Consider the following 18,037-nt stretch of genomic DNA (forward strand, 5'->3'; position numbering starts at 1 on the left):
ATTCGGAAACATACCCTTATAGGCATCATGTCCTGTCATCATCGACTTTGAAACGGTCCATCATGAAGGAGGGGAAGGCAATGAATATGAGTCAAGCCATCGTACGCAAACGCTACACGGATCATACTTTATTTTATTCCGCCATCCTAATCTGGAAATTGCTATTCTTCCTGCCACTGCTCATGTTCGTCAACAGCGGCACGGACCATGTGTTTCAAATGTATTTCGTACCGTACCTCACGATTATCTTCCTGTTTCGCGTGATGACTTACTTTGCGACCTATAAAGCATCTTTCATGGAGATGACGGAAATGGGTCTCTCGTTATCACTGATCATCGCAGATGTATATTTGATTGCTTTGTTCGATATTCCACTTCCTTTTGCTTTGATCATCTTAGCACTCGCCTTACTCCACTTCAGTGCAGCATTTAGTCGTTTTCGTTGGTTCCGCCGTCGCCTTTGGTTGAATCGGCATCTTGAGATTCTGAACTATTTGACGGACCATGGAGAAGTACCAATTAAAATCGCTGTCATGGCAGAAGATGAGATGCTTGTGACGACAAAAAGTGGGAAAGAGTTTACGTATCGTCAAGTCTATTGGAGTGGCTTTTATATTGAACATGGTTGATTGTCCATAAGAAAAAGGATTCCGTTTCTGGAATCCTTTTTTGTTGTATACGTAAAAATATAGTACGCTTACATAGCAAAAGGAGGAGGAAAAGTTGATTCGTTGTATTCTGATCAATGCCGACGATGAGCTTATTTTGACTGATGACGTCTTTTGGACACAAGAGCCGGGCATAAAAAGTTATTTCGTTGATTTCGACCAACCGACAGCTACTGAAAAACAAATGTTGATTGATGCTTTTGATTTCCATCCGCTGGCGATTGAAGATTGTTTCCACTACTTACAACGTCCGAAGCTCGAGTATTATACGGACCATAGTTTTTTTGTTCTCCATGCGCTCGATGAGGGAACCTTGACGAATCGCGAAATCAATTTGTTCGCAAGCGATCGACATCTCGTCAGCTACCATGAGCAACCTTCACCAGAAATCGATGTTGTATTTGAGCAATATAGTCAGCGTCTCGTCAAACAAGAGACGGTCGATCTCGTACATAAAATCATGGATAAGATCGTTGACGGTTATTTTCCGATTGTTCATGCGACAGAAGATGAACTGTTTACGCTCGAGGAACGTTACCGGACGCGAGGCAACGATCGTCGCTTGATGGAAGAAATCTTTGAGCTACGAGCCCGTTTACTGCGGATCTCGCGAACTGTCATGCCGATGCGGGACTTACTATATCGCGTCATCGAATCAAAACGACTATCGATTCATCCGAAGAAGCAGGCATTCTTTCGCGATTTATACGATCACTTACTGAAGTTATCGGAAATGATTGAATACAACCGATTGATGACGTCTGAATTTCGAGATAATTTCATTTCCCTTAACTCGTACCGAATGAATAGCATCATGAAGACGTTGACGATTTTTACGACGATTTTCATGCCACTGACGTTTATCGCCGGAATATACGGTATGAACTTCGAGCACATGCCAGAACTAACAACTCGGTATGGTTATTTTGTGACATTAGGGGCAATGGCGCTTCTCGCTTTAGGCATGATTCTATTTTTCAAAAAAAATCGCTGGTTCGATGAGTAAGGGGAGATGTAGATGGATATTCGACAGTTACTCTTTTTTACGACGATTGTCGAGCACGGGTATAACTTAACACGTGCCTCGAAGCACTTGTCGATTTCCCAACCGGCGCTGAGTCAGATGATACGCGATTTCGAACAGATCGAACAAGTTGAACTGTTCATTCGTAAACATGGACGGTTGACAGGATTATCCGAAACAGGACGTCAATTGTATGAGGATGCGAAAATCGTTCTAGCACGACATCAAGCGTTAATGGGACATCTACGTGAACGATCAAGCGTCGTTCGAGGAAAAGTCCGACTTGGGATCCCACCGGTTATCTTACCAGTCTTGTTTTCACAGTTGATTCCGAAGTTCATGGCGGAACATCCTGGAATTGAGCTTGAAATCATTGAAGAAGGAGCATTTGAACTGAAGCGACGGCTGTTGCTCGAAGAACTTGATTTAGCGGTATTAATCGAACCAGGTGAATCATACGGCATTGAACGTTTTCGATTGATTGAAGATGAGGTTGTCGTGGCGGTTCGTCCGAACCATCCTTTTCAAGCAAAAGCCGCTATTTCGTATCTCGACATCGGAGACGAACCACTCGTCATCTTGAACGACCGATTCATGTTGCATCATCAAATACTTTCAGAGTTTCGAAAGGTACAGCAAGAACCGAATATCTTCTTCATGTCAGGGGCGTGGGACTTATTGATCGGGATGGTTCAAGAACTCGATGTCATCTCGATCCTCCCGGAACCGATTCTCCGTTTCCATCATGCGGATGATGTTAGGATTATCCCGTTTGATCCGCCAATGTTATGGGATGTCTCATTAAATCGACTTGTTGGCACAGACTTGAGACCCGTCGTCCGACACGTCCACCAATACATCGTTCACTATTTTCAATCGTACTGGCCGACTCCCGCTCGATGATGAAAAATACAACAAAAAGACCGGAGCACATCGCGCTTCGGTCTTTATTGATTGAACTATTTAGGATGATGTGACGTGTTGAGTCTGACGACGGATCTGATCGGCTGCTTGTTTATAAGGCGTCAGCGTCTCTTGTTCCTGTAACGTCGCGCGTTCACTCTCGAGTTGTTCAAGTGCTTGGCGTAACAGATTCTCTGAAAGAGACGTCAAGGAAACATCTAGATGTGCCATTGCGACTGCAAGCAATCGTTCTTCTTGAACAGCGGTATACGTGAGTGCATCCTGTTTCGTTAACGTCGCAAGTTCCTCTTTAAGCTGTTCCTTCTCGTTTTTCTCGAAAAAGGCTTTTGCATTCCGGAAGTGGCGTTTTACGCTGACGTAAGGTGTCGCATCCTGGAAGGGACCATCGAAGGTCATCTCGCCCAATGGAGATACTGTAACTGGCGCGAGCTGGAACGATTCGTTCCATTGTTCAAGGAGTTGTTGCTCTTCTTGTTGTCGACGGATCAACGCTGCTTCAAGCCATTGATCGATACGGAAATGCGTGACCCGTAGCTCCTGTTCAAAATCAAACCGAAGAAACGTTAATAATTCTGTCAATGCATCTTGTAGTGCCGCCGCTTTAGCTGCTTGTGCGAAGCGGACTGGATTGTACGCTTCTTTGAAAAAGTCAGGGAAACGATAGTAAATGCGCTGTACGACATGGTGCAACAATTCGTGGATTTCCGCTTTCAGCGCAGGCTCGATCAAAGCGGCGCGATTCTCTTGGAACCGATCCGTCACTTGTTGTTCTAACGCAGACAGCTCAATCAATCGTTCTTCTTTTCGTAAGAGGTTCGCTTCTGTTGCAGCAATGAACCGTTCGAGTCGTTGGACGGTCTTTTCCGTCTGCTCCGATAAGGAAACTTTAGCGAGTCCGGTCAAGTCTTCTGCTAAGAAGTGATGGAATGCCTCCTCGAATACAGGTAAACCGGATGTCGCTTCGGTTAGTCCTTGTTGTTTTTCAGCGAGTCCTTGTAGACTCGAGACCCCGTAAAGCCGCGGCGACCGAATCCCGAAGCGTTGGAGTTCCGTTGCGACATAATTCAAGACATCTTGACGTTCACTGTCTGAGGAAGCGAGATCGATCGCATTAACGAGGAAGAACATCTTATCGAGTTCAAACGCGTCTTTAACACGACCGAGTTGAATCAAGAATTCACGATCTGCCCGAGCGAAGGCATGATTAAAATAGGTGACGAATAAAATCGCATCGGCATTTTTGATGTAATCAAAAGCAACATCCGTATGACGAGCATTGATTGAATCGGCTCCTGGTGTATCGACGAGCGTGACCCCGAGTCGTGTTAACGGACTATCGTAGTAGAAATCGATGACATCAACGAAACAGCTTCGCTCTTCTTTTGCGACATAGGATCTAAATGCTTCCTCGTCAACGGTCTGTACGGTTCCGATGAAGGCATGGACGTCAGGGAATCCCTTCAAGAAGGCGCGGAGGAATGGATCCGTCAACGTGGCAGCACGTGGCAAGAGCGTCTCGTATGCTTGTTTGGTTGACTCAAACGTCATCGTGTTCATCATCGCTTCATTTAAATCCTCAACCATTGCAGCTTCCGACTTGAACGTGACTTCTGCAGTACCATGAGCGTGTTTGTCATCAACGGGATGAATCCGGTTGATGGAAGCCGTCGTTGGATTCGGAGAGACTGGAAGTACCTTATTTCCGAGCAAGGCATTACAAAATGATGATTTCCCAGCACTAAAGGCACCAAATAAGGCGATCGTGAATGACTGATGTGTCAGTCGGTCTAGTTTGTCATTTAAATAAGCAACGGCTTCTTCAAACCCTTGTAGTTCATTCAAGTAGTGACGAATTTGAGCTACGTCTTCTGGCGCATAACGGACAGGCTGTTGTTCGGTCATCGTCGTTGCAAGTTCAAACGCAGTTGCCTCTGTCACCGACTCAAAACCTGTAAAGGAAACGATCGCTGCTTCCTGCTGCACCAATTGTTCTTTCCAAACAGAAACTTGAGTTCGTGCTTGTTCGAGTTGCGTTTCAGACGGATTGACAACACCACTCTCATAGCGCGCGAGAGCCGCAGTAGCCTGTTGCCAGGTCTGAACACTATCCCACTTTTGCTGCAGGAGCGTTTGTTGTTGCAATAGTTCGGCTTGTTCTTTCGGGAAAGCCACCGTTAACTCTTGGCGTACGCGTTCCCGCCACGCGTTCGTCTCTTTGACGAACCAAGCCTGCGTCTGCTCGGCAACACGATTCGTAAACTGAAGCACCGATTCCCCTGTAATCGTAATGCCGGTTGGTAATGCACTTTCGAGTACGGAAAGCGGTGGATCAAGTGATAACTGATCGATCGTCACGATGTGTGTATCCTGCAAGAGATCAAGTTCGCGTAATGATTGTTTCATCAAGTTACGAAGGTGGAGCGAAATTTCGGACGCCGTGACCGTCTGATAGGCACGCATGGCGTCTTGCGCAATCTCTGCTTGAGCCGCTTCCGTTTTTTTCGTACTACGGAATAGTCCGACCTTGAAATCACGCTGACGGGATTCGAGGAAACGACGCATCTTCTCACGTAACTCAAACGGCATCAACGTCGCGTTTTTCAAGAGCTGATCTCGGTGCAGAGAAAATGTCTGTACCCAGCGGTCTGGTTGACGCGCTTCTAATTGATGCGATACATGTGCTAACGCTGCTTGCACCGTTGTCGGATCGTTTCGTTCAGCATTATTTAACTGCTCTGCCATTGTCTCATCGGCTTCCGAGACGAGGCGAGTAAGAAAACTCATATGCTCCTGATGAAGACTTTCAAGTGTTAGGGTAGCGGAAGTCAATAATTTTGGTTGAGCATCGCGAATGCTTTTTTTGACCAGTTGTTCGACTTCTGTGAAGTCGTTGTGTGGATGACCTGGGTTCCGTAAGCTCGTAAAGAAGATGCCTTTTGGCACAACACCGTGCTCCGCGAATGAGGCATGGACCGAGCGACGGAACGCCTCAAAGGATAGTTCATCATCACGATGTTTATCGATTTGGTTGACGATTAAATACAATTCAGGTACTGCGGATTGTAATTCATCGGTCACCATGAAGTTCAATTCCGATTGGACATGGTTGTAGTCCATGACATAAAACAAGATGTCTGCTAAGTGTAATGCCGATTCCGTTGATACACGGTGGGCGTCGTCAACCGAGTCGACCCCTGGAGTATCCATCAAGACGAGACCAGATGGAAGCTCAGACGCGGCATGCGTCAAATCGATTTGCCGGACATCGCCACTTCTTCCAAGCGATTGAAGGTGTTCATGTTGTTCTTCGTTTGTTAAGCGTACAGAAGGTCGTTCATGAAAGTGAACGATCGCTTCATCGGCGTCACCTTGCTGAAGTGTCACGATGTTCGCACTTGTCGGAATCGGACTCGTTGGTAAGACGGACTCACCTGTTAAAGCATTGATCATGCTCGACTTTCCGGCCGAGAAATGTCCAGCAAACGCAATCGTGAACTCTCGTTTCAGTAACTTCATGGCGAATTTATCTAATTTATCTAAACGGAGTTGATCCGTTGAAGGTTGAATCAATGTGGCGAGTGAAGCGGTCGCCTCGAGCTGGTTCGTTAATCGTTCCTCAAATGAGCGCATGCGATGAAACCCCTTTCTTTCAGTCACCGTTCAGTGTATCACGATTTTTTCAGTTTCGTCATCCTTCTGGAAGCGACAAAAAAACGATCCGCCCGGCAAGGGGAGGATCGTTGATGCTGATTAAGTCGACGGAACGATTTCGTCCGCATGTGTCGATTCTTGTTCAGTCGAGTGAACCCGACGTAACAAGTGTAATTTAAAGAGGTACATGACGAGTAAATGAACATTTGCCTGAGTCGCCTTATAGAGTACCCATGGCAACGCAGGAACGAACTCATGGATGGCGATGATACATTCCTGTGTACCTGGGATTTGTCGGAATTCAATCCGTCCACGGCTATCTTGTGCAACTTTTGCGAACAGGCCACCGGTAATCCGGTACGTCGCCATTTGCCGATCGTGGACCGGCTCCTTCGTCAGTTCAAGAAGGGGTTGTTCGTAAAACGGAATATGGATTCCGACGACTTGATCCTTCACGGATGATGATAGGAAGGGGCGCGCAAATGATGACAACCAGTCCATATAATCGTCGGCAGCCCAGTCAGCATCGCGCTCCTTCGGGAGAAGGACACGTTGCACTGAACGAACGTCAAGGACGTCTGGTTTTGAAGAAGAGGAGGACGAAGAGCCTTGTTGTTCCTCTTCTTCTTTTAACGCATCTCGAACCGACTGTTCAAATGTGATTTTCCCATCACTGATGCCTGAAACCATTTTTTCTGGATCGGCGACCATCTCATGCACCATGCTTTCGACGAGTGGATAGACGGTTTCCTTCGGTTCGCCAGATACGAGTGTGACCCACAGACGAGACAATTTAACGGTCAGCAAAGGTATGTCGATCGTCGGTTGACGTTTCCCCATGATATCTGCTGTTTTAAGAATCATCTCTTTATAGGTCATCGCTTCCGGTCCACCGATATCGATTGCGCGATCTTTGACGTCATCACGGTCGACACTTTCACCGAGCGCATGAATGACGTCGGGTAAAGCAACAGGGTGCGTCTTATTGCGCGTCCATCGTGGCAATGCCATGATCGGTAGTCGTTTAACGAGTTTTGATAAGATCGGGAACGATGAGCCTTTTGGACCAACGATCAATGCGGCACGAATCGTCGTCACTGGTGTCCCGTAAGCACCGAGAACGCGTTCGACTTCGAGGCGACTTTTTAAGTGACGGGATAGATCTTCTGTCTCCTCGGGGATAATACCACTCAAATAGATGATTTGTCGGATACCATTTTCTTTTGCAGCACGAGCAAAGTTATCGGCTAACAGTAAGTCCATATTTTCAAACGATCCTTGCGTCAATTTAGCTGAAGGCATCATCGAATGTACGAGATAAACAGCGATGTCTGCACCTTTCATACCATCAATCGTATTGTCAAGGGAAAAAAGATCGCACGATCGCCACTCGACGCGTTCTTCATTGTCTTTATCATCACCATTTCGTGAAAGGGCAATGACGTCATATTTTTTCTTTAATTCATTCAGTAAATTGTGACCGATGTATCCAGTAGCTCCGGCTAAAGCTAAACGCGTTGACATGGGTGAAAACTCCTCTCTCATTATCTGTTGTAATGTACCCTCAATTAAGTTGATTCAATCGCGAGACCATGACGATTCAGTTGAATGGAATAGGGAATAGAGATATATGAAGACAAAATGAGGAAATGGATTAAAAAGAGGGGGCTTCAACCATGCAGACGATACAATTCATGCAAGATGGACATGAGCGACGATTCGATCTGTTGTGGAGACGCTTGAAACCAAGACAACGACAGGATTCGGCAATGCTTTCAATGCTGTATCTTGCCACTGCACATCCACAAATACTAGAGCGCTTCTCAGACTATTTTTTCCCGGACAGCGGTGAGTTTTTTGATCGTGAATTTCTAGCAGAACGATTTTTAGACGCGAGTAAAGACGTCATTGCTAACTTACTTGTTCAGCTCTATAACGGTCGGACAACGATTACGATCATCGAGCTGATTGAGCGATTGGATGAGCAACAGATGATGATCGTGCTTGAATCCATTAAATTGCGGACTTATGGAATGAGAGTGCTTGAAAGGCAAACATCTAGGTTATGAATTGTAATCACACAAAAAATCTGGACAACGAAGTAAGTAGACACTTCGTTGTCCAGATTTTTTGTGTGATTAATAAATAGAGATAAAGTTGTAATTTAGAATACGAATGAGAAGATGTTTGTGAATCGAAGTTCATAAAAATAAATCGCCATGAAAATAAAAGCTAAGTTTATTCACGAAGAACTAATTGAGATGGGCGACGACTGGAAATAAGATGAAAGTATCAGTAAAAGGTGGTCAAACTATGGAAGGAGTGACATCATGCAGCTCAAAGAATCAATCTACTTTCATTCACCGATCTTCATTCAAAACTTGTTGACAACGTTACAAGGACGTCGTCTGTTCCACGAACGTTACGGTGCAACGTACCAGCAACGGTTACAAGAGCTGAAGCAGAAGATTGGGCAGTCAAATGACGTACAAGCAGAACAGTTGCTGCGATTGAACGACTTCCTCTCCTTTTGCCAAACGTATAGTCCATATTATGAAGAATTATTTTCTTCAATCTCTTTGAATCTTCCCTTACGGTCAATCGACGAACTAAAACAGATTCCACCATTGACTAAGGAACTCTTACGACAGCAGAACGAAGCCGTCCATGCTCGAGTTCACGCGCCGATTCTCGGAAAAACAGGCGGGACGACAGGAAAGTCGATTCAAGTCCATTACACGAAAGAAGATATGCAAATCCGGATGGCACATCTCGACTTTTTCAAGTGGACCCATGGAGTCGATCAAGGGATGCGTCGTGCGAGTTTTACAGGTCAAACACTAGCGTCACCTCAGCAAAAGGCACCCGTTTATTGGCGGACGAACAAAGTCATCAATCAGATGTTGTTTTCGATTAAGAACATCAATCCGAAAACGGCTGCTGCATACATCGAACAACTCAATCGGTTTCAGCCAGAATCGATTGACGGATTGCCTTCAGGAATGATTGAAGTGGCGCGATATGCTAAAAAGTATGGCATGACCTGTACGTTTCGTCCGAAAGCGATTTTTCCAACGGCAGAGATGATGACGGCAGAAGAACGAGCACTCGTCGAGGACGTCTTTCATGCACCCATCTATGATCAGTATGCGTCGTCAGAAGGGGCACCGATTGTCGCAGAATGTCCGTATGGAAAAAAACATCTCCATTATGAGATGGGAATCATTGAACTCGATGAAGATGGGGAAATTCTCGTCACGAGTTTTGATACACATGGGACGCCGCTTGTCCGATACCGCGTCGGCGATCGTATGACAATGAGTCAAGAAACATGTCCGTGCGGTCACCAAGGACCAATTATTGCTTCAATCGACGGACGCGGGCGAAGCTTCATTCAGTTAAGAAACGGACATCGTGTTTTTGAAGGCGAACTCGCTGGCATCGTTCGGGCGTTCCCGAACTGTATCGAACGCGTACAATATATTCAAGAGACGCAAGATGAGGTCATTCTTTTATATGTACCGGATGAGCGGTGTTTTGAAACAGAACATGAGAAAAAACTATTTTTCATCTTAGATCGATTGTTTGACGGACAATTAAATGTCGTCATGCGAGCAGTATCCGAAATTCCGAAAGAAATCAGCGGAAAAACGTTATTGATCAAACAACAGTACGTCTGATGAATAACTTGATAAAGGCGAGGTCAGCGCTGACCTCGCCTTTTAGTGTTGGAAAGAACTTAGTCTCGTGGACGCACCGGAATCCAGATAGCCGATTGATAATCAGATGCAGACGGATTGCCTGACGAATAGACTTCGAGTTCGGCATGAGGAAGGGGATCATATCCATGTGAGGGGAGCCATTCTTGATAGATCCGATGCCACATCTCTTGAATGGCATGCGGCATCGGACCGACGACTGGGAACGTTGCCCAAAGACTCGCTGGAATCGTCATCGTTTCCTGACCAGATAGTACTTCCTTAGTTGTCGTCGCAATCCAATAATCCATCGATTCTTCCGTAAAGTTGGAGCAAACACCAATCACACCTTCAATCTGACCATCGTTTTGTTTGAATAAGGTAGCGTCTTGACCAGAATGGTTCACGTCATTCCAAAATAATGGAATCAACTGTTGTTGGGCACCATCTTTCGTTCGGGAAGTTTTTCCGCCAGCCGGAAATTTGTAAAGCAGGTCGTTCGATGAGTTGATAGTTCATTTGCTCCATTCCTTTCAATGTCACCTGAATACTCAGGCGGTTATAGGCGTGAATCGGACGGCGCTCGCTTCGCATCAACGTTGGAGAACAGCCATGTTGTCGTTTAAAGGCTTTTGAGAAAGCTTCAGGCGTCTCATAACCAAATCGTAGGGCGAGATCAATGATTTTTTCGTCCGTTTGAATCAACTGTTGTGCAGCAAGTGTTAGCCGTCGTCCCCGGATATATTCCGGCAACGTCATCATCGCAAGAAACGAAAATGTCCGTTGTAAAGGATAAGGCTGCATTTGAGCCACTTTCGTCAACACGTTGAGATCAAGCGGATCTTCTAAATGATTTTCGATATGATCAATGACACGTTGAATCGATTCGAGCCACATCTTCTCACCTCCTTGACTTCAGTATAGTGGTGTGATGTTCAATTAACCTGTCCGAGACGACCTCAATTTGTCAGATAGACAGTTTCCCTCTTTTTGTCATTTTCCTGTCAGGTACATACGCTATCGTAGAATCATCGAAACCGTTACCTCCCTTGTGAAAGGACGTGATGACATGGGTATCAAAGAGCAGATCTACAATCGCTCTCCTCTATTTCTCCAAGACCTCTTCACAACCCTCTATGGGTATCAATTGCATCGCGAACGTTATGGACCGGTCTATCAAGAACGACTTCAGACGCTCCTCAAGCGAGAGCATATGACGATTGACGTCGAAGCAGACCAACTTGATCGTTTGAATGACTTCCTTCGCTTCTGTGCTGAGCACAGCCCTTATTACAACCATCTTCTCATTTCAAATGACATTACCTTACCTTTAAAAGATTTATTAGAACTCAAAAATATCCCTGTGTTATCAAAAGAAATATTACGAACGCGGATGGAGGAAATTCGAACGGACATCCCTGCACCGATTATCGGAAAAACGGGTGGAACAACTGGCATGTCACTGCAAGTGCGCTACACCGTACCGGATATGCAAATTCGCATGGCACATCTCGATTATTTCAAGGCGACGCATGGAGTGCGACGCGGGATGCGTCGTGTAAGTTTTACAGCGCAAGATTTAGTACCAAAGCGGCAACAGACGGATGTGTATTGGCGAATGAATCGAGCATCGAATCAACTCTTATTTACGGTGAAAAGATTGTCTCCACGGACGATGGCAGCGTATTTAGAAGCGATTGAGCGTTTTCAACCAGAAACAATGGATGGTCTTCCATCTGCGATGATTGAACTTGCCCGGTTTGCGAAACGAGAAGGAATTCGCTTAACCTGTCAACCGATTGCGATTTTTCCGACGGCTGAACGAATCGAGACGGAGGAGCGTCAAGTCATCGAAGAAATGTTTCACGGACCAGTTTTTGATCAATATGCATCGTCTGAAGGTGCACCAATCGTCTCGGAATGTCGGTTTGGGCAAAAACATTTGCATCATGAGATGGGAATCATTGAACTGGATGTAGACGGGGAGATTCTCGTGACGAGTTTTGATACACATGGGACACCACTCATTCGATACCGGGTCGGGGATCGGATGACGCTCAGTCAGCGTACCTGCTCCTGTGGTCACCCGGGACCGATCATCGATTCGATTGATGGAAGGGGACGCGCGTTCGTCCAAAAACCGGATGGACAAAAGATTTTTGAAGCGCAATTGTCTAGTCTCGTTAAACATTTACCCAATAGCATTGAACGGATTCAGTACGTGCAGGAGACACCGGACAGTGTCTCGATCTACTATGTGCCTGACGCGGAGAGGTTCAATGATGCAGACGAACAACTTCTGATGGAGCGACTGTATTTGCTGTTCGGACGTGAAATTAAGTTGGATGTTAGAGCGGTCTCTTTTATCGATGCCGAGGAAAGCGGAAAAATTTTACTAGTCAAATCTAGCTTAACAGGATGACTCGAGTGGACAGACGTAATCTGTCCACTTTTTGTATGGTAGCGTTTATTTTAGAGTGCTAGTTAAAGCGATGAGAAAAAGGTTACAACTATACGCCTCATAAGCAAGTCGTTCCTGTGTTTTCTAGTTAAAAATACAAATTGTTTGATAATGACTCACAAATTTAAGTCAATTCAACTTTTTTCAATATCCCGTACCTTTTGTAAAAGCCACTTTTTATCATCGAGATCTTTTACAATAATAAAATCTTCTGTTCCTTTAACAGAATAGATGATGGATCCGACCGGAAAAGAATTCGATTGACTGTTCTCTTAGGGCATTTCAGACGCTTTTGTTTTCTTAAGTATTTTACTAATCTCTCCACCTTGTTGTTTTGATGCATCTAATTTTTCTTCTGTTCCACAATATTCTTTGTGATTAACGATGACAATCATGGCGTAGCTACCGTTTTCTTCTGTACTAGCCTGACTACACCCAATCAATACAAAGAAAAATCCGATTGAAAAGATGACAAGTATTTTTTTCATGAGAGCCTCCTTATATAAATTTGTATAATAATACCATATATTAAGCTGTTTACCTGTTAATTCGCATGTATACAGTAAATGGTGTTGATCCTTTAACGTAAGATCGTTTGATTAAATTCACGATAAGTAATTGTCGCAATAGCAGAAGTGGATAAGGTAAAATCAGGAAAAGGAGGGGTGTGAATGAAACCTCAGGTTTTACTGATTGGTCTATTCCATCTCGATCGACCAGCGAATGGAGATATGATTCGTCCGACGATTTTTGATGTTACGTCAAAACGACGGCAACGTGAAATCAAAGAAGTCGTTACTCGATTGAACACATTTCGACCAACATGCGTTGCGCTTGAAACGGCACCTGAACGGATGGATGACGTGCAACATACATATGAAACATATCAACACGAGAGCGATTTAACCAATAATGAACGGCAACAAATTGGTTTTCGCTTGGCACGAATGGCAGGACTAGCGCATCTACACGGAGTGGACTGGAATGAATCTGTCAAAGGCGTCCCGGATTTAGGGGAGATTAGTGCGCTTCATCCAGAAGAGTTCGAGACGATCGTTGCTACTGAGACGAAGCGGACGCATCAGTTGCAACAAGCGATGGAGCAGTTATCGTTTTCTGATTGGCTCGATCTATTACACGCTGAACAGACGATTACAGCGTCAGCTACAGTTTATGAAGAAATCGAACGACTCAAGAGTGGTCGAATCTGGATCGAACGCTATTGGCATGTTCGTAATCAAAAGATTGTCACTCGTCTACTAAAACTCGCTCAGACGACCGAACGGATCGTTTGTCTGTATGGTGCAGCACATCTCCCATTATTACGACAGTATTTGAACGAATCGAACCAAGTTGAAGTGATGACATGGAACGATTGGAATAATCGAAAGGAGTGTATGTAAATGCTATTTCATTATCATATTTGGACACCACATTTGGAGGAAACAGAAGCCTGGTATACGGCACGTGGATTTCACGTTTCCCAGCGCATCGGGAAAAAAGAAGGAGAATTTAATACATTTAATCCGCCACTGACATGGGACGACTTTCGAACGGATCACATCCTGTTTCGAATCATTGAAATGAAGCGGGGGGCGGTCAACGTAACGATTGGATTCGGAAAGACGGTACGTTTCGACCATATCGGGTTTTTGATTCAGTCGGATGACTTACAAACGATTCTCGACCGCGCAGAAACATTATCGTTTACAGTTCAAGCGAATGAACGACGTACGTTCTTGCAGACGCCGTACGGATTGCGAATTGAGTTGCAAACGCACGACGATGCGATTGCAGATGCTGACGGAACGGAACTCGTGCGACTCGTCCTATCGACGCCACGCGAAGGATTAGAAAAGGATCTAGTGAAGCTGTTTGACCGACCGATTCCGCACATTCAAACTGTTCGCGGGGAGAAGACCGTCTTGCAAGAAGCAGTCTTCTCTGACGCGTCATTAGTAGGGACGGATCCGAACGGTGTTCAACTCGTCTGCTCATAATCGACGAATACTTTGATCGGTAGTTCCGTTGATTGCATCAAGGAAGTGAAACAATTTGCGAGATTGCTAAACGTTGTCTCCTGTTCGAATAAATCGGGTAAGGTTGCGTGACGCTCGTCTGCAAAAAGCCAGTCTGCATGCTGACGGTAGTCCCAGCCGTCACTGGATGCAACGATTTGGAGTTCTTTCGCATGAAACGCAGGAGTCAACGTCAAGGCTTCCCGGTTGCCGTCCGATAAAACACAGATTTCACCATGAGGGCGGACAACAAACTGAAGCTCGGCAAAAGCGGCTTGACGTCCGGAACATTCGATGGCGACGTCATACATGTCTGAATCCGGTGTGACAAAACGTGCACCTAATTGACGCGCTAACTCAGCTCGGGAGGCGATCGGCTCGATGATATCAATCTGACGAACGTTAACGTAATGCCGTAAGTAGTGTACCGCGAGTAAACCAATCGTACCCATTCCGGAAACTAAGACACTGGAGTCGGGCGTCAATGTAAGTTTTCGGACGCCTTTTGCCGCGTCACAAGACAGAATTAGTAGCAAGGCTTCACGTGGCGAGACGTGAGCAGGAACGGGAATGACCTTCGATTCAGGTACGATTGCATGATCTTGATGTCCGTAAAAGCTAATGACACGATCACCGGGCTTGACGATTTGGACCGAGTCACCAATGGCTAGCACTTCGCCGTAACTCTCATAGCCAGTCTCGAGCGGATAGTGATAGTCGGTTATCGTCATGTCTTGTTCAAGCCATTGCGGGAGCTCGGCGCCAATACTGACGGCACCAGCAAGCGTGCGAATGTGAACGTCATGAATGCCGAGTGACGGGAGTTCCCGAGTGAGATAACCAGGTGTTTTAGACGCGACGAGACAACAAGTAGTTGCAGTCTTCAAAGTTAAAACCTCATTTCAATGTAAGATCGATTATGTATGGAACAATCATATACTACTTTACTTGTAAAATATAACAATTTAAGAACGGATATCATGTAAAATAAGAGAGAAAAGAGGGGATCAAATGGAACCATTAGTAATCGTAGCATTGCTCGTGTTCGCATTTTTGACGTTTCGGTATAGTAAAATCCTCGTCAGAAAAGATATCTCTGCCGCGAATAAGCGACTTGCAATCGTCTTTTATTTGGTTGCCGTCAGTGCACTCGGCGCAGTCGTTTATTTTAACGTATAAGGAGGGTCATTCATGCATTCAATGACAAAACGAAGAATTGGCGCATACATCATCAACCAAGCTGTTTATCTCGGACTTTCTGTCGTCATCGAAAAGACAGTCTTACGACGTGTGAAATCAGAAGTCGTCCATTCCGTCGTCACGCAACCGACTGTTAGTTTCTTGGCGGAAATCGCACAATTAAAACTGTTGAACGGAAAATCGATTGGTGGTCAGATCTGTGGCATTCAAGTCGAAAGTGAGGACGGATTACCGTTGACGACGAAACAGATTGTCCGACGAACGGTTTATCGTGATACGATCTCACTTTTTAAGATTCGTCCGTACTGGAAACCTTTCCTTAAGGACGGTCGACGATTACCGGAAGATGACTTCGCACAGACGATCGTCCGCATGAAAGAGGAGAAAAGAAATGAAGCTTGATTTTCGTGTCCATATCGTTCGAGCTTCTCAACCAACGGGAGCGATCCTACTCTATCATGGTTGGGGTGGGACAGCTGTTTCCTATCTGGCGTTTGCTGAGCAACTCGCTGAGGAAGGATACGATGTCTTCATTCCTGAACTCATTCGACACGACCAGCGAGAGCCACTCGACAATCCATTTGAGCCGGACGTTACAACGACCTATTTTTGGTCGGTCGTTGAGCAATCGATTACGGAAGCGGCAGAAATCATTAAGCAGTCAGGTTGGAATGCTTCAGATGTGATCGTCATCGGTGTGTCGATGGGTGGCTTCATTGCGCATGGAATCTTGGCACGTTACCCAATCAAAGCCCTCGTTGCAATCAATGGTGGCGGTGCTTATCTTGAAGCCGAACGTCAATTCCGAAAACGAGACGGCCGACCGCCACTTCAAGGAGTGGCGCCATGGATGCTTGATCCGATTGAAGTAATGGATAAACGTCCGCGGTTGCTCCTACACGGAGATGCTGATGAGATCATACCGTTACCCATTCAACAGACTTATTTTGAGTCAGCTATTCAAGCAGGTTTTCATCAAGCAATCGAATTACGTATTTTTTCTGCAATCAATCACACCGTGTCGGACATTATGATTGAGCAATTGATTGACTGGCTAAAACAATTCAAACAGTTGGAGGCGACAGATGGACTACATTCGTTTTCTCCGCAGTAAGGTCGGTCAGGAAAAAGTGATGTTAAACTTTTCCGGTGGGATCGTCTTAGATGATGAAGGACGCATTCTCCTGCAAAAACGACGTGAACAGAAAGCATGGGGATTTCCGGGTGGAGCGCTTGAACTTGGAGAATCACTCGTAGAAGCTGCGCAGCGTGAGATTTTTGAAGAGACCGGATTTCATGTCACAATTGAACGTCTGAGTGGGGTCTACTCGAAATATGAAGAGGTTTATCCGACGGGGGACGTCGCTCAACCGATCGTTCACTTTTTCGTTTGCCACATCAACGGTGGACAGCTGACGATTGATCCCGATGAATCACTAGACGTTGCTTTTTTTGAAAGAGAGCAGATGCCACAACTTTATAGTGACTTGCATCAAACGGCTTGGAACGACTTTTTGATAGAAACTGGACCCGTCTTTCGATAACGGAATGACCCCCGACCGAAGTAGTCAGGGGTCATTATTGTCTAAATCCTGATGTTTAGCGTTGAAAGCCACCTTCGGAATGAATGATCTGTCCAGTCACCCAGCTACCATCTGGACTGACGAGAAATTGAATCAATCGCGCGACATCTTCAGGAGCACCAATTCGTCCGAACGGAAAACTAGTTTTAAGCGCTGTCCGTGTTGCCTCATCCATCCACGTCGAGTCAGTCGGACCTGGATTGACGGCATTAACGGTGATACCAAGCGGTGCCACGGCTGCAGCGTATGTTTTCGTAAAGGTCGATAAGGCACCTTTTGTTGTAGCATAAGCAATTTCGTCTGGCATCGGACTGAGATCCTGACCAGACGTCAATTGAATGATGCGACCAGACGTGAGACTCGCCTCAACGAATCGGTTCGTAAACCGTGTTGCAAGCAATAGTGGCGCACGGAGGTTGACCGCATAGTGTTGGTCGAGGCTTTTCGCGTCAAGCGTCTGCCAATCCGTCATCGTTGAATGAGCAGCATTATTGATGAGAACACTTGGTGTTCCGAAGTCCTTTACTTGCGCGAATAATTCGTCAGCAGCATCTGCTTGACTTAAATCGAGCTCAATCGCAAGAACGCGTGCACCTTGGTCCTGAAGTTCAGTCGAAAAACTAGCTGGCCAATCCGCTGTTGCTTTAAAATAAGTAAAGACCAGATCATGACCAGCCGTAGCGAGCTGACGGCAAATAGCAGCACCGATATCACGCGTCTGACTGGCTCCGGTTACGATGGCAATCGGTCGTGTCGTCATCTGTATTCTCCTTTAAGTAAAGATGCATTTAATACGCTAGATGAGTTATT

Annotated in this window: 19 protein-coding genes; 12 read left to right on the forward strand and 7 right to left on the reverse strand. The window is 45.6% G+C overall.

Translation table 11 applies throughout. The annotated features are described in order from the left end of the window. The first annotated feature begins 80 nt into the window (after positions 1-80). The 3 genes from ACV3PA_RS09465 to ACV3PA_RS09475 all read left to right on the forward strand — a co-directional run bounded on the left by ACV3PA_RS09465 (position 81) and on the right by ACV3PA_RS09475 (position 2,595). Positions 81-629 (forward strand): hypothetical protein, encoded by a 549-nt coding sequence (locus ACV3PA_RS09465; RefSeq protein ID WP_053453558.1) that lies wholly within the window; start codon positions 81-83, stop codon positions 627-629. A 94-nt stretch (positions 630-723) separates the two neighbouring features. Then, positions 724-1,674, forward strand: a complete 951-nt coding sequence (gene corA / locus ACV3PA_RS09470; protein WP_456124499.1) for a magnesium/cobalt transporter CorA — start codon at positions 724-726, stop codon at positions 1,672-1,674. A gap of 12 nt (positions 1,675-1,686) precedes the next feature. Next, positions 1,687-2,595 carry a LysR family transcriptional regulator gene (locus ACV3PA_RS09475; protein ID WP_053453556.1) on the forward strand — a complete coding sequence of 303 codons (909 nt, stop codon included), beginning with the start codon at positions 1,687-1,689 and terminating at the stop codon, positions 2,593-2,595. Positions 2,596-2,655: 60 nt separating this feature from the next. On the opposite strand, the gene ACV3PA_RS09480 is transcribed toward ACV3PA_RS09475, so the two are convergent. Both ACV3PA_RS09480 and ACV3PA_RS09485 read right to left on the reverse strand, forming a co-directional pair. Further along, a complete protein-coding gene (locus ACV3PA_RS09480) occupies positions 2,656-6,246 on the reverse strand; it encodes a dynamin family protein (protein ID WP_456124500.1) in 3,591 nt (1,196 codons plus the stop codon). Between the two features lie 120 nt (positions 6,247-6,366). Next, positions 6,367-7,791, reverse strand: a complete 1,425-nt coding sequence (locus tag ACV3PA_RS09485) for an NAD(P)H-binding protein (RefSeq protein ID WP_456124501.1) — start codon at positions 7,789-7,791, stop codon at positions 6,367-6,369. A gap of 152 nt (positions 7,792-7,943) precedes the next feature. Between ACV3PA_RS09485 and ACV3PA_RS09490 the strand changes: the two genes are divergently transcribed. Together ACV3PA_RS09490 and ACV3PA_RS09495 are read left to right on the forward strand one after the other, a co-directional pair. Next, positions 7,944-8,336 carry a hypothetical protein gene (locus tag ACV3PA_RS09490; RefSeq protein WP_053453553.1) on the forward strand — a complete coding sequence of 131 codons (393 nt, stop codon included), beginning with the start codon at positions 7,944-7,946 and terminating at the stop codon, positions 8,334-8,336. A 261-nt stretch (positions 8,337-8,597) separates the two neighbouring features. Further along, on the forward strand, positions 8,598-9,947 hold the full coding sequence (locus ACV3PA_RS09495; RefSeq protein ID WP_456124502.1) for a phenylacetate--CoA ligase family protein: 1,350 nt from the start codon (positions 8,598-8,600) through the stop codon (positions 9,945-9,947). Positions 9,948-10,006: 59 nt separating this feature from the next. Here the strand turns inward: ACV3PA_RS09495 and ACV3PA_RS09500 are convergent, their stop codons facing one another. After that, positions 10,007-10,396 (reverse strand): GyrI-like domain-containing protein, encoded by a 390-nt coding sequence (locus ACV3PA_RS09500; protein WP_456124503.1) that lies wholly within the window; start codon positions 10,394-10,396, stop codon positions 10,007-10,009. Next, complete coding sequence (locus tag ACV3PA_RS09505; RefSeq protein WP_456124504.1) at positions 10,374-10,862, reverse strand: helix-turn-helix domain-containing protein; 489 nt, start codon at positions 10,860-10,862, stop codon at positions 10,374-10,376. The genes ACV3PA_RS09500 and ACV3PA_RS09505 overlap by 23 nt, the downstream gene beginning before the upstream one ends. Before the next feature lie 172 nt (positions 10,863-11,034). On the opposite strand from ACV3PA_RS09505, the gene ACV3PA_RS09510 reads away from it, so the two are divergent. After that, positions 11,035-12,387, forward strand: coding sequence for a phenylacetate--CoA ligase family protein (locus tag ACV3PA_RS09510; RefSeq protein WP_053453550.1), 1,353 nt, complete (start codon positions 11,035-11,037; stop codon positions 12,385-12,387). A gap of 311 nt (positions 12,388-12,698) precedes the next feature. On the opposite strand, the gene ACV3PA_RS09515 is transcribed toward ACV3PA_RS09510, so the two are convergent. Beyond that, positions 12,699-12,914, reverse strand: coding sequence for a hypothetical protein (locus ACV3PA_RS09515; protein ID WP_053453549.1), 216 nt, complete (start codon positions 12,912-12,914; stop codon positions 12,699-12,701). 183 nt (positions 12,915-13,097) lie between these two features. Here ACV3PA_RS09515 and ACV3PA_RS09520 point away from each other — a divergent pair, with 183 nt between their 5' ends. Next, positions 13,098-13,829, forward strand: a complete 732-nt coding sequence (locus tag ACV3PA_RS09520; RefSeq protein ID WP_053453548.1) for a DUF5694 domain-containing protein — start codon at positions 13,098-13,100, stop codon at positions 13,827-13,829. After that, the gene (locus ACV3PA_RS09525) at positions 13,830-14,426 is read left to right on the forward strand and encodes a glyoxalase/bleomycin resistance/dioxygenase family protein (protein WP_053453547.1); all 597 of its coding nucleotides are present in this window, start codon (positions 13,830-13,832) and stop codon (positions 14,424-14,426) included. Here the strand turns inward: ACV3PA_RS09525 and ACV3PA_RS09530 are convergent. Then, positions 14,408-15,331 (reverse strand): zinc-dependent alcohol dehydrogenase, encoded by a 924-nt coding sequence (locus tag ACV3PA_RS09530; RefSeq protein ID WP_456124505.1) that lies wholly within the window; start codon positions 15,329-15,331, stop codon positions 14,408-14,410. The genes ACV3PA_RS09525 and ACV3PA_RS09530 overlap by 19 nt on opposite strands. Positions 15,332-15,455: 124 nt before the next feature. Between ACV3PA_RS09530 and ACV3PA_RS09535 the strand changes: the two genes are divergently transcribed. From ACV3PA_RS09535 to ACV3PA_RS09550, 4 genes are read left to right on the forward strand one after another with little or no spacing between them, the layout of a single operon-like run. After that, complete coding sequence (locus ACV3PA_RS09535; RefSeq protein ID WP_160315943.1) at positions 15,456-15,623, forward strand: hypothetical protein; 168 nt, start codon at positions 15,456-15,458, stop codon at positions 15,621-15,623. Positions 15,624-15,635: 12 nt separating this feature from the next. Beyond that, positions 15,636-16,046 carry an RDD family protein gene (locus ACV3PA_RS09540; RefSeq protein ID WP_053453545.1) on the forward strand — a complete coding sequence of 137 codons (411 nt, stop codon included), beginning with the start codon at positions 15,636-15,638 and terminating at the stop codon, positions 16,044-16,046. After that, the gene (locus ACV3PA_RS09545; protein ID WP_456124506.1) at positions 16,036-16,758 is read left to right on the forward strand and encodes an alpha/beta hydrolase; all 723 of its coding nucleotides are present in this window, start codon (positions 16,036-16,038) and stop codon (positions 16,756-16,758) included. Before ACV3PA_RS09540 ends, ACV3PA_RS09545 begins: the two co-directional genes overlap by 11 nt. Continuing rightward, positions 16,730-17,188 (forward strand): NUDIX hydrolase, encoded by a 459-nt coding sequence (locus ACV3PA_RS09550; protein ID WP_456124507.1) that lies wholly within the window; start codon positions 16,730-16,732, stop codon positions 17,186-17,188. The genes ACV3PA_RS09545 and ACV3PA_RS09550 overlap by 29 nt, the downstream gene beginning before the upstream one ends. Before the next feature lie 55 nt (positions 17,189-17,243). Here ACV3PA_RS09550 and ACV3PA_RS09555 read toward each other — a convergent pair whose 3' ends face one another. Continuing rightward, on the reverse strand, positions 17,244-17,993 hold the full coding sequence (locus ACV3PA_RS09555; protein WP_456125961.1) for an SDR family oxidoreductase: 750 nt from the start codon (positions 17,991-17,993) through the stop codon (positions 17,244-17,246). Between the last annotated feature and the right edge of the window lie 44 nt (positions 17,994-18,037).

It is taken from the genome of Exiguobacterium sp. EA-TM-5, from assembly GCF_053878415.1.

What these genes read in the sequence shown, in the direction of transcription:
- ACV3PA_RS09465 (WP_053453558.1), top strand. Translation starts at nt 81, where the DNA reads ATGAATATGAGTCAAGCCATCGTACGCAAACGCTACACGGATCATACT.
- ACV3PA_RS09475 (WP_053453556.1), top strand. Translation starts at nt 1,687, where the DNA reads ATGGATATTCGACAGTTACTCTTTTTTACGACGATTGTCGAGCACGGG.
- ACV3PA_RS09480 (WP_456124500.1), bottom strand. Translation starts at nt 6,246, where the DNA reads ATGCGCTCATTTGAGGAACGATTAACGAACCAGCTCGAGGCGACCGCT.
- ACV3PA_RS09485 (WP_456124501.1), bottom strand. Translation starts at nt 7,791, where the DNA reads ATGTCAACGCGTTTAGCTTTAGCCGGAGCTACTGGATACATCGGTCAC.
- ACV3PA_RS09490 (WP_053453553.1), top strand. Translation starts at nt 7,944, where the DNA reads ATGCAGACGATACAATTCATGCAAGATGGACATGAGCGACGATTCGAT.
- ACV3PA_RS09495 (WP_456124502.1), top strand. Translation starts at nt 8,598, where the DNA reads ATGCAGCTCAAAGAATCAATCTACTTTCATTCACCGATCTTCATTCAA.
- ACV3PA_RS09505 (WP_456124504.1), bottom strand. Translation starts at nt 10,862, where the DNA reads ATGTGGCTCGAATCGATTCAACGTGTCATTGATCATATCGAAAATCAT.
- ACV3PA_RS09510 (WP_053453550.1), top strand. Translation starts at nt 11,035, where the DNA reads ATGGGTATCAAAGAGCAGATCTACAATCGCTCTCCTCTATTTCTCCAA.
- ACV3PA_RS09515 (WP_053453549.1), bottom strand. Translation starts at nt 12,914, where the DNA reads ATGAAAAAAATACTTGTCATCTTTTCAATCGGATTTTTCTTTGTATTG.
- ACV3PA_RS09520 (WP_053453548.1), top strand. Translation starts at nt 13,098, where the DNA reads ATGAAACCTCAGGTTTTACTGATTGGTCTATTCCATCTCGATCGACCA.
- ACV3PA_RS09525 (WP_053453547.1), top strand. Translation starts at nt 13,830, where the DNA reads ATGCTATTTCATTATCATATTTGGACACCACATTTGGAGGAAACAGAA.
- ACV3PA_RS09535 (WP_160315943.1), top strand. Translation starts at nt 15,456, where the DNA reads ATGGAACCATTAGTAATCGTAGCATTGCTCGTGTTCGCATTTTTGACG.
- ACV3PA_RS09540 (WP_053453545.1), top strand. Translation starts at nt 15,636, where the DNA reads ATGCATTCAATGACAAAACGAAGAATTGGCGCATACATCATCAACCAA.
- ACV3PA_RS09545 (WP_456124506.1), top strand. Translation starts at nt 16,036, where the DNA reads ATGAAGCTTGATTTTCGTGTCCATATCGTTCGAGCTTCTCAACCAACG.
- ACV3PA_RS09550 (WP_456124507.1), top strand. Translation starts at nt 16,730, where the DNA reads ATGGACTACATTCGTTTTCTCCGCAGTAAGGTCGGTCAGGAAAAAGTG.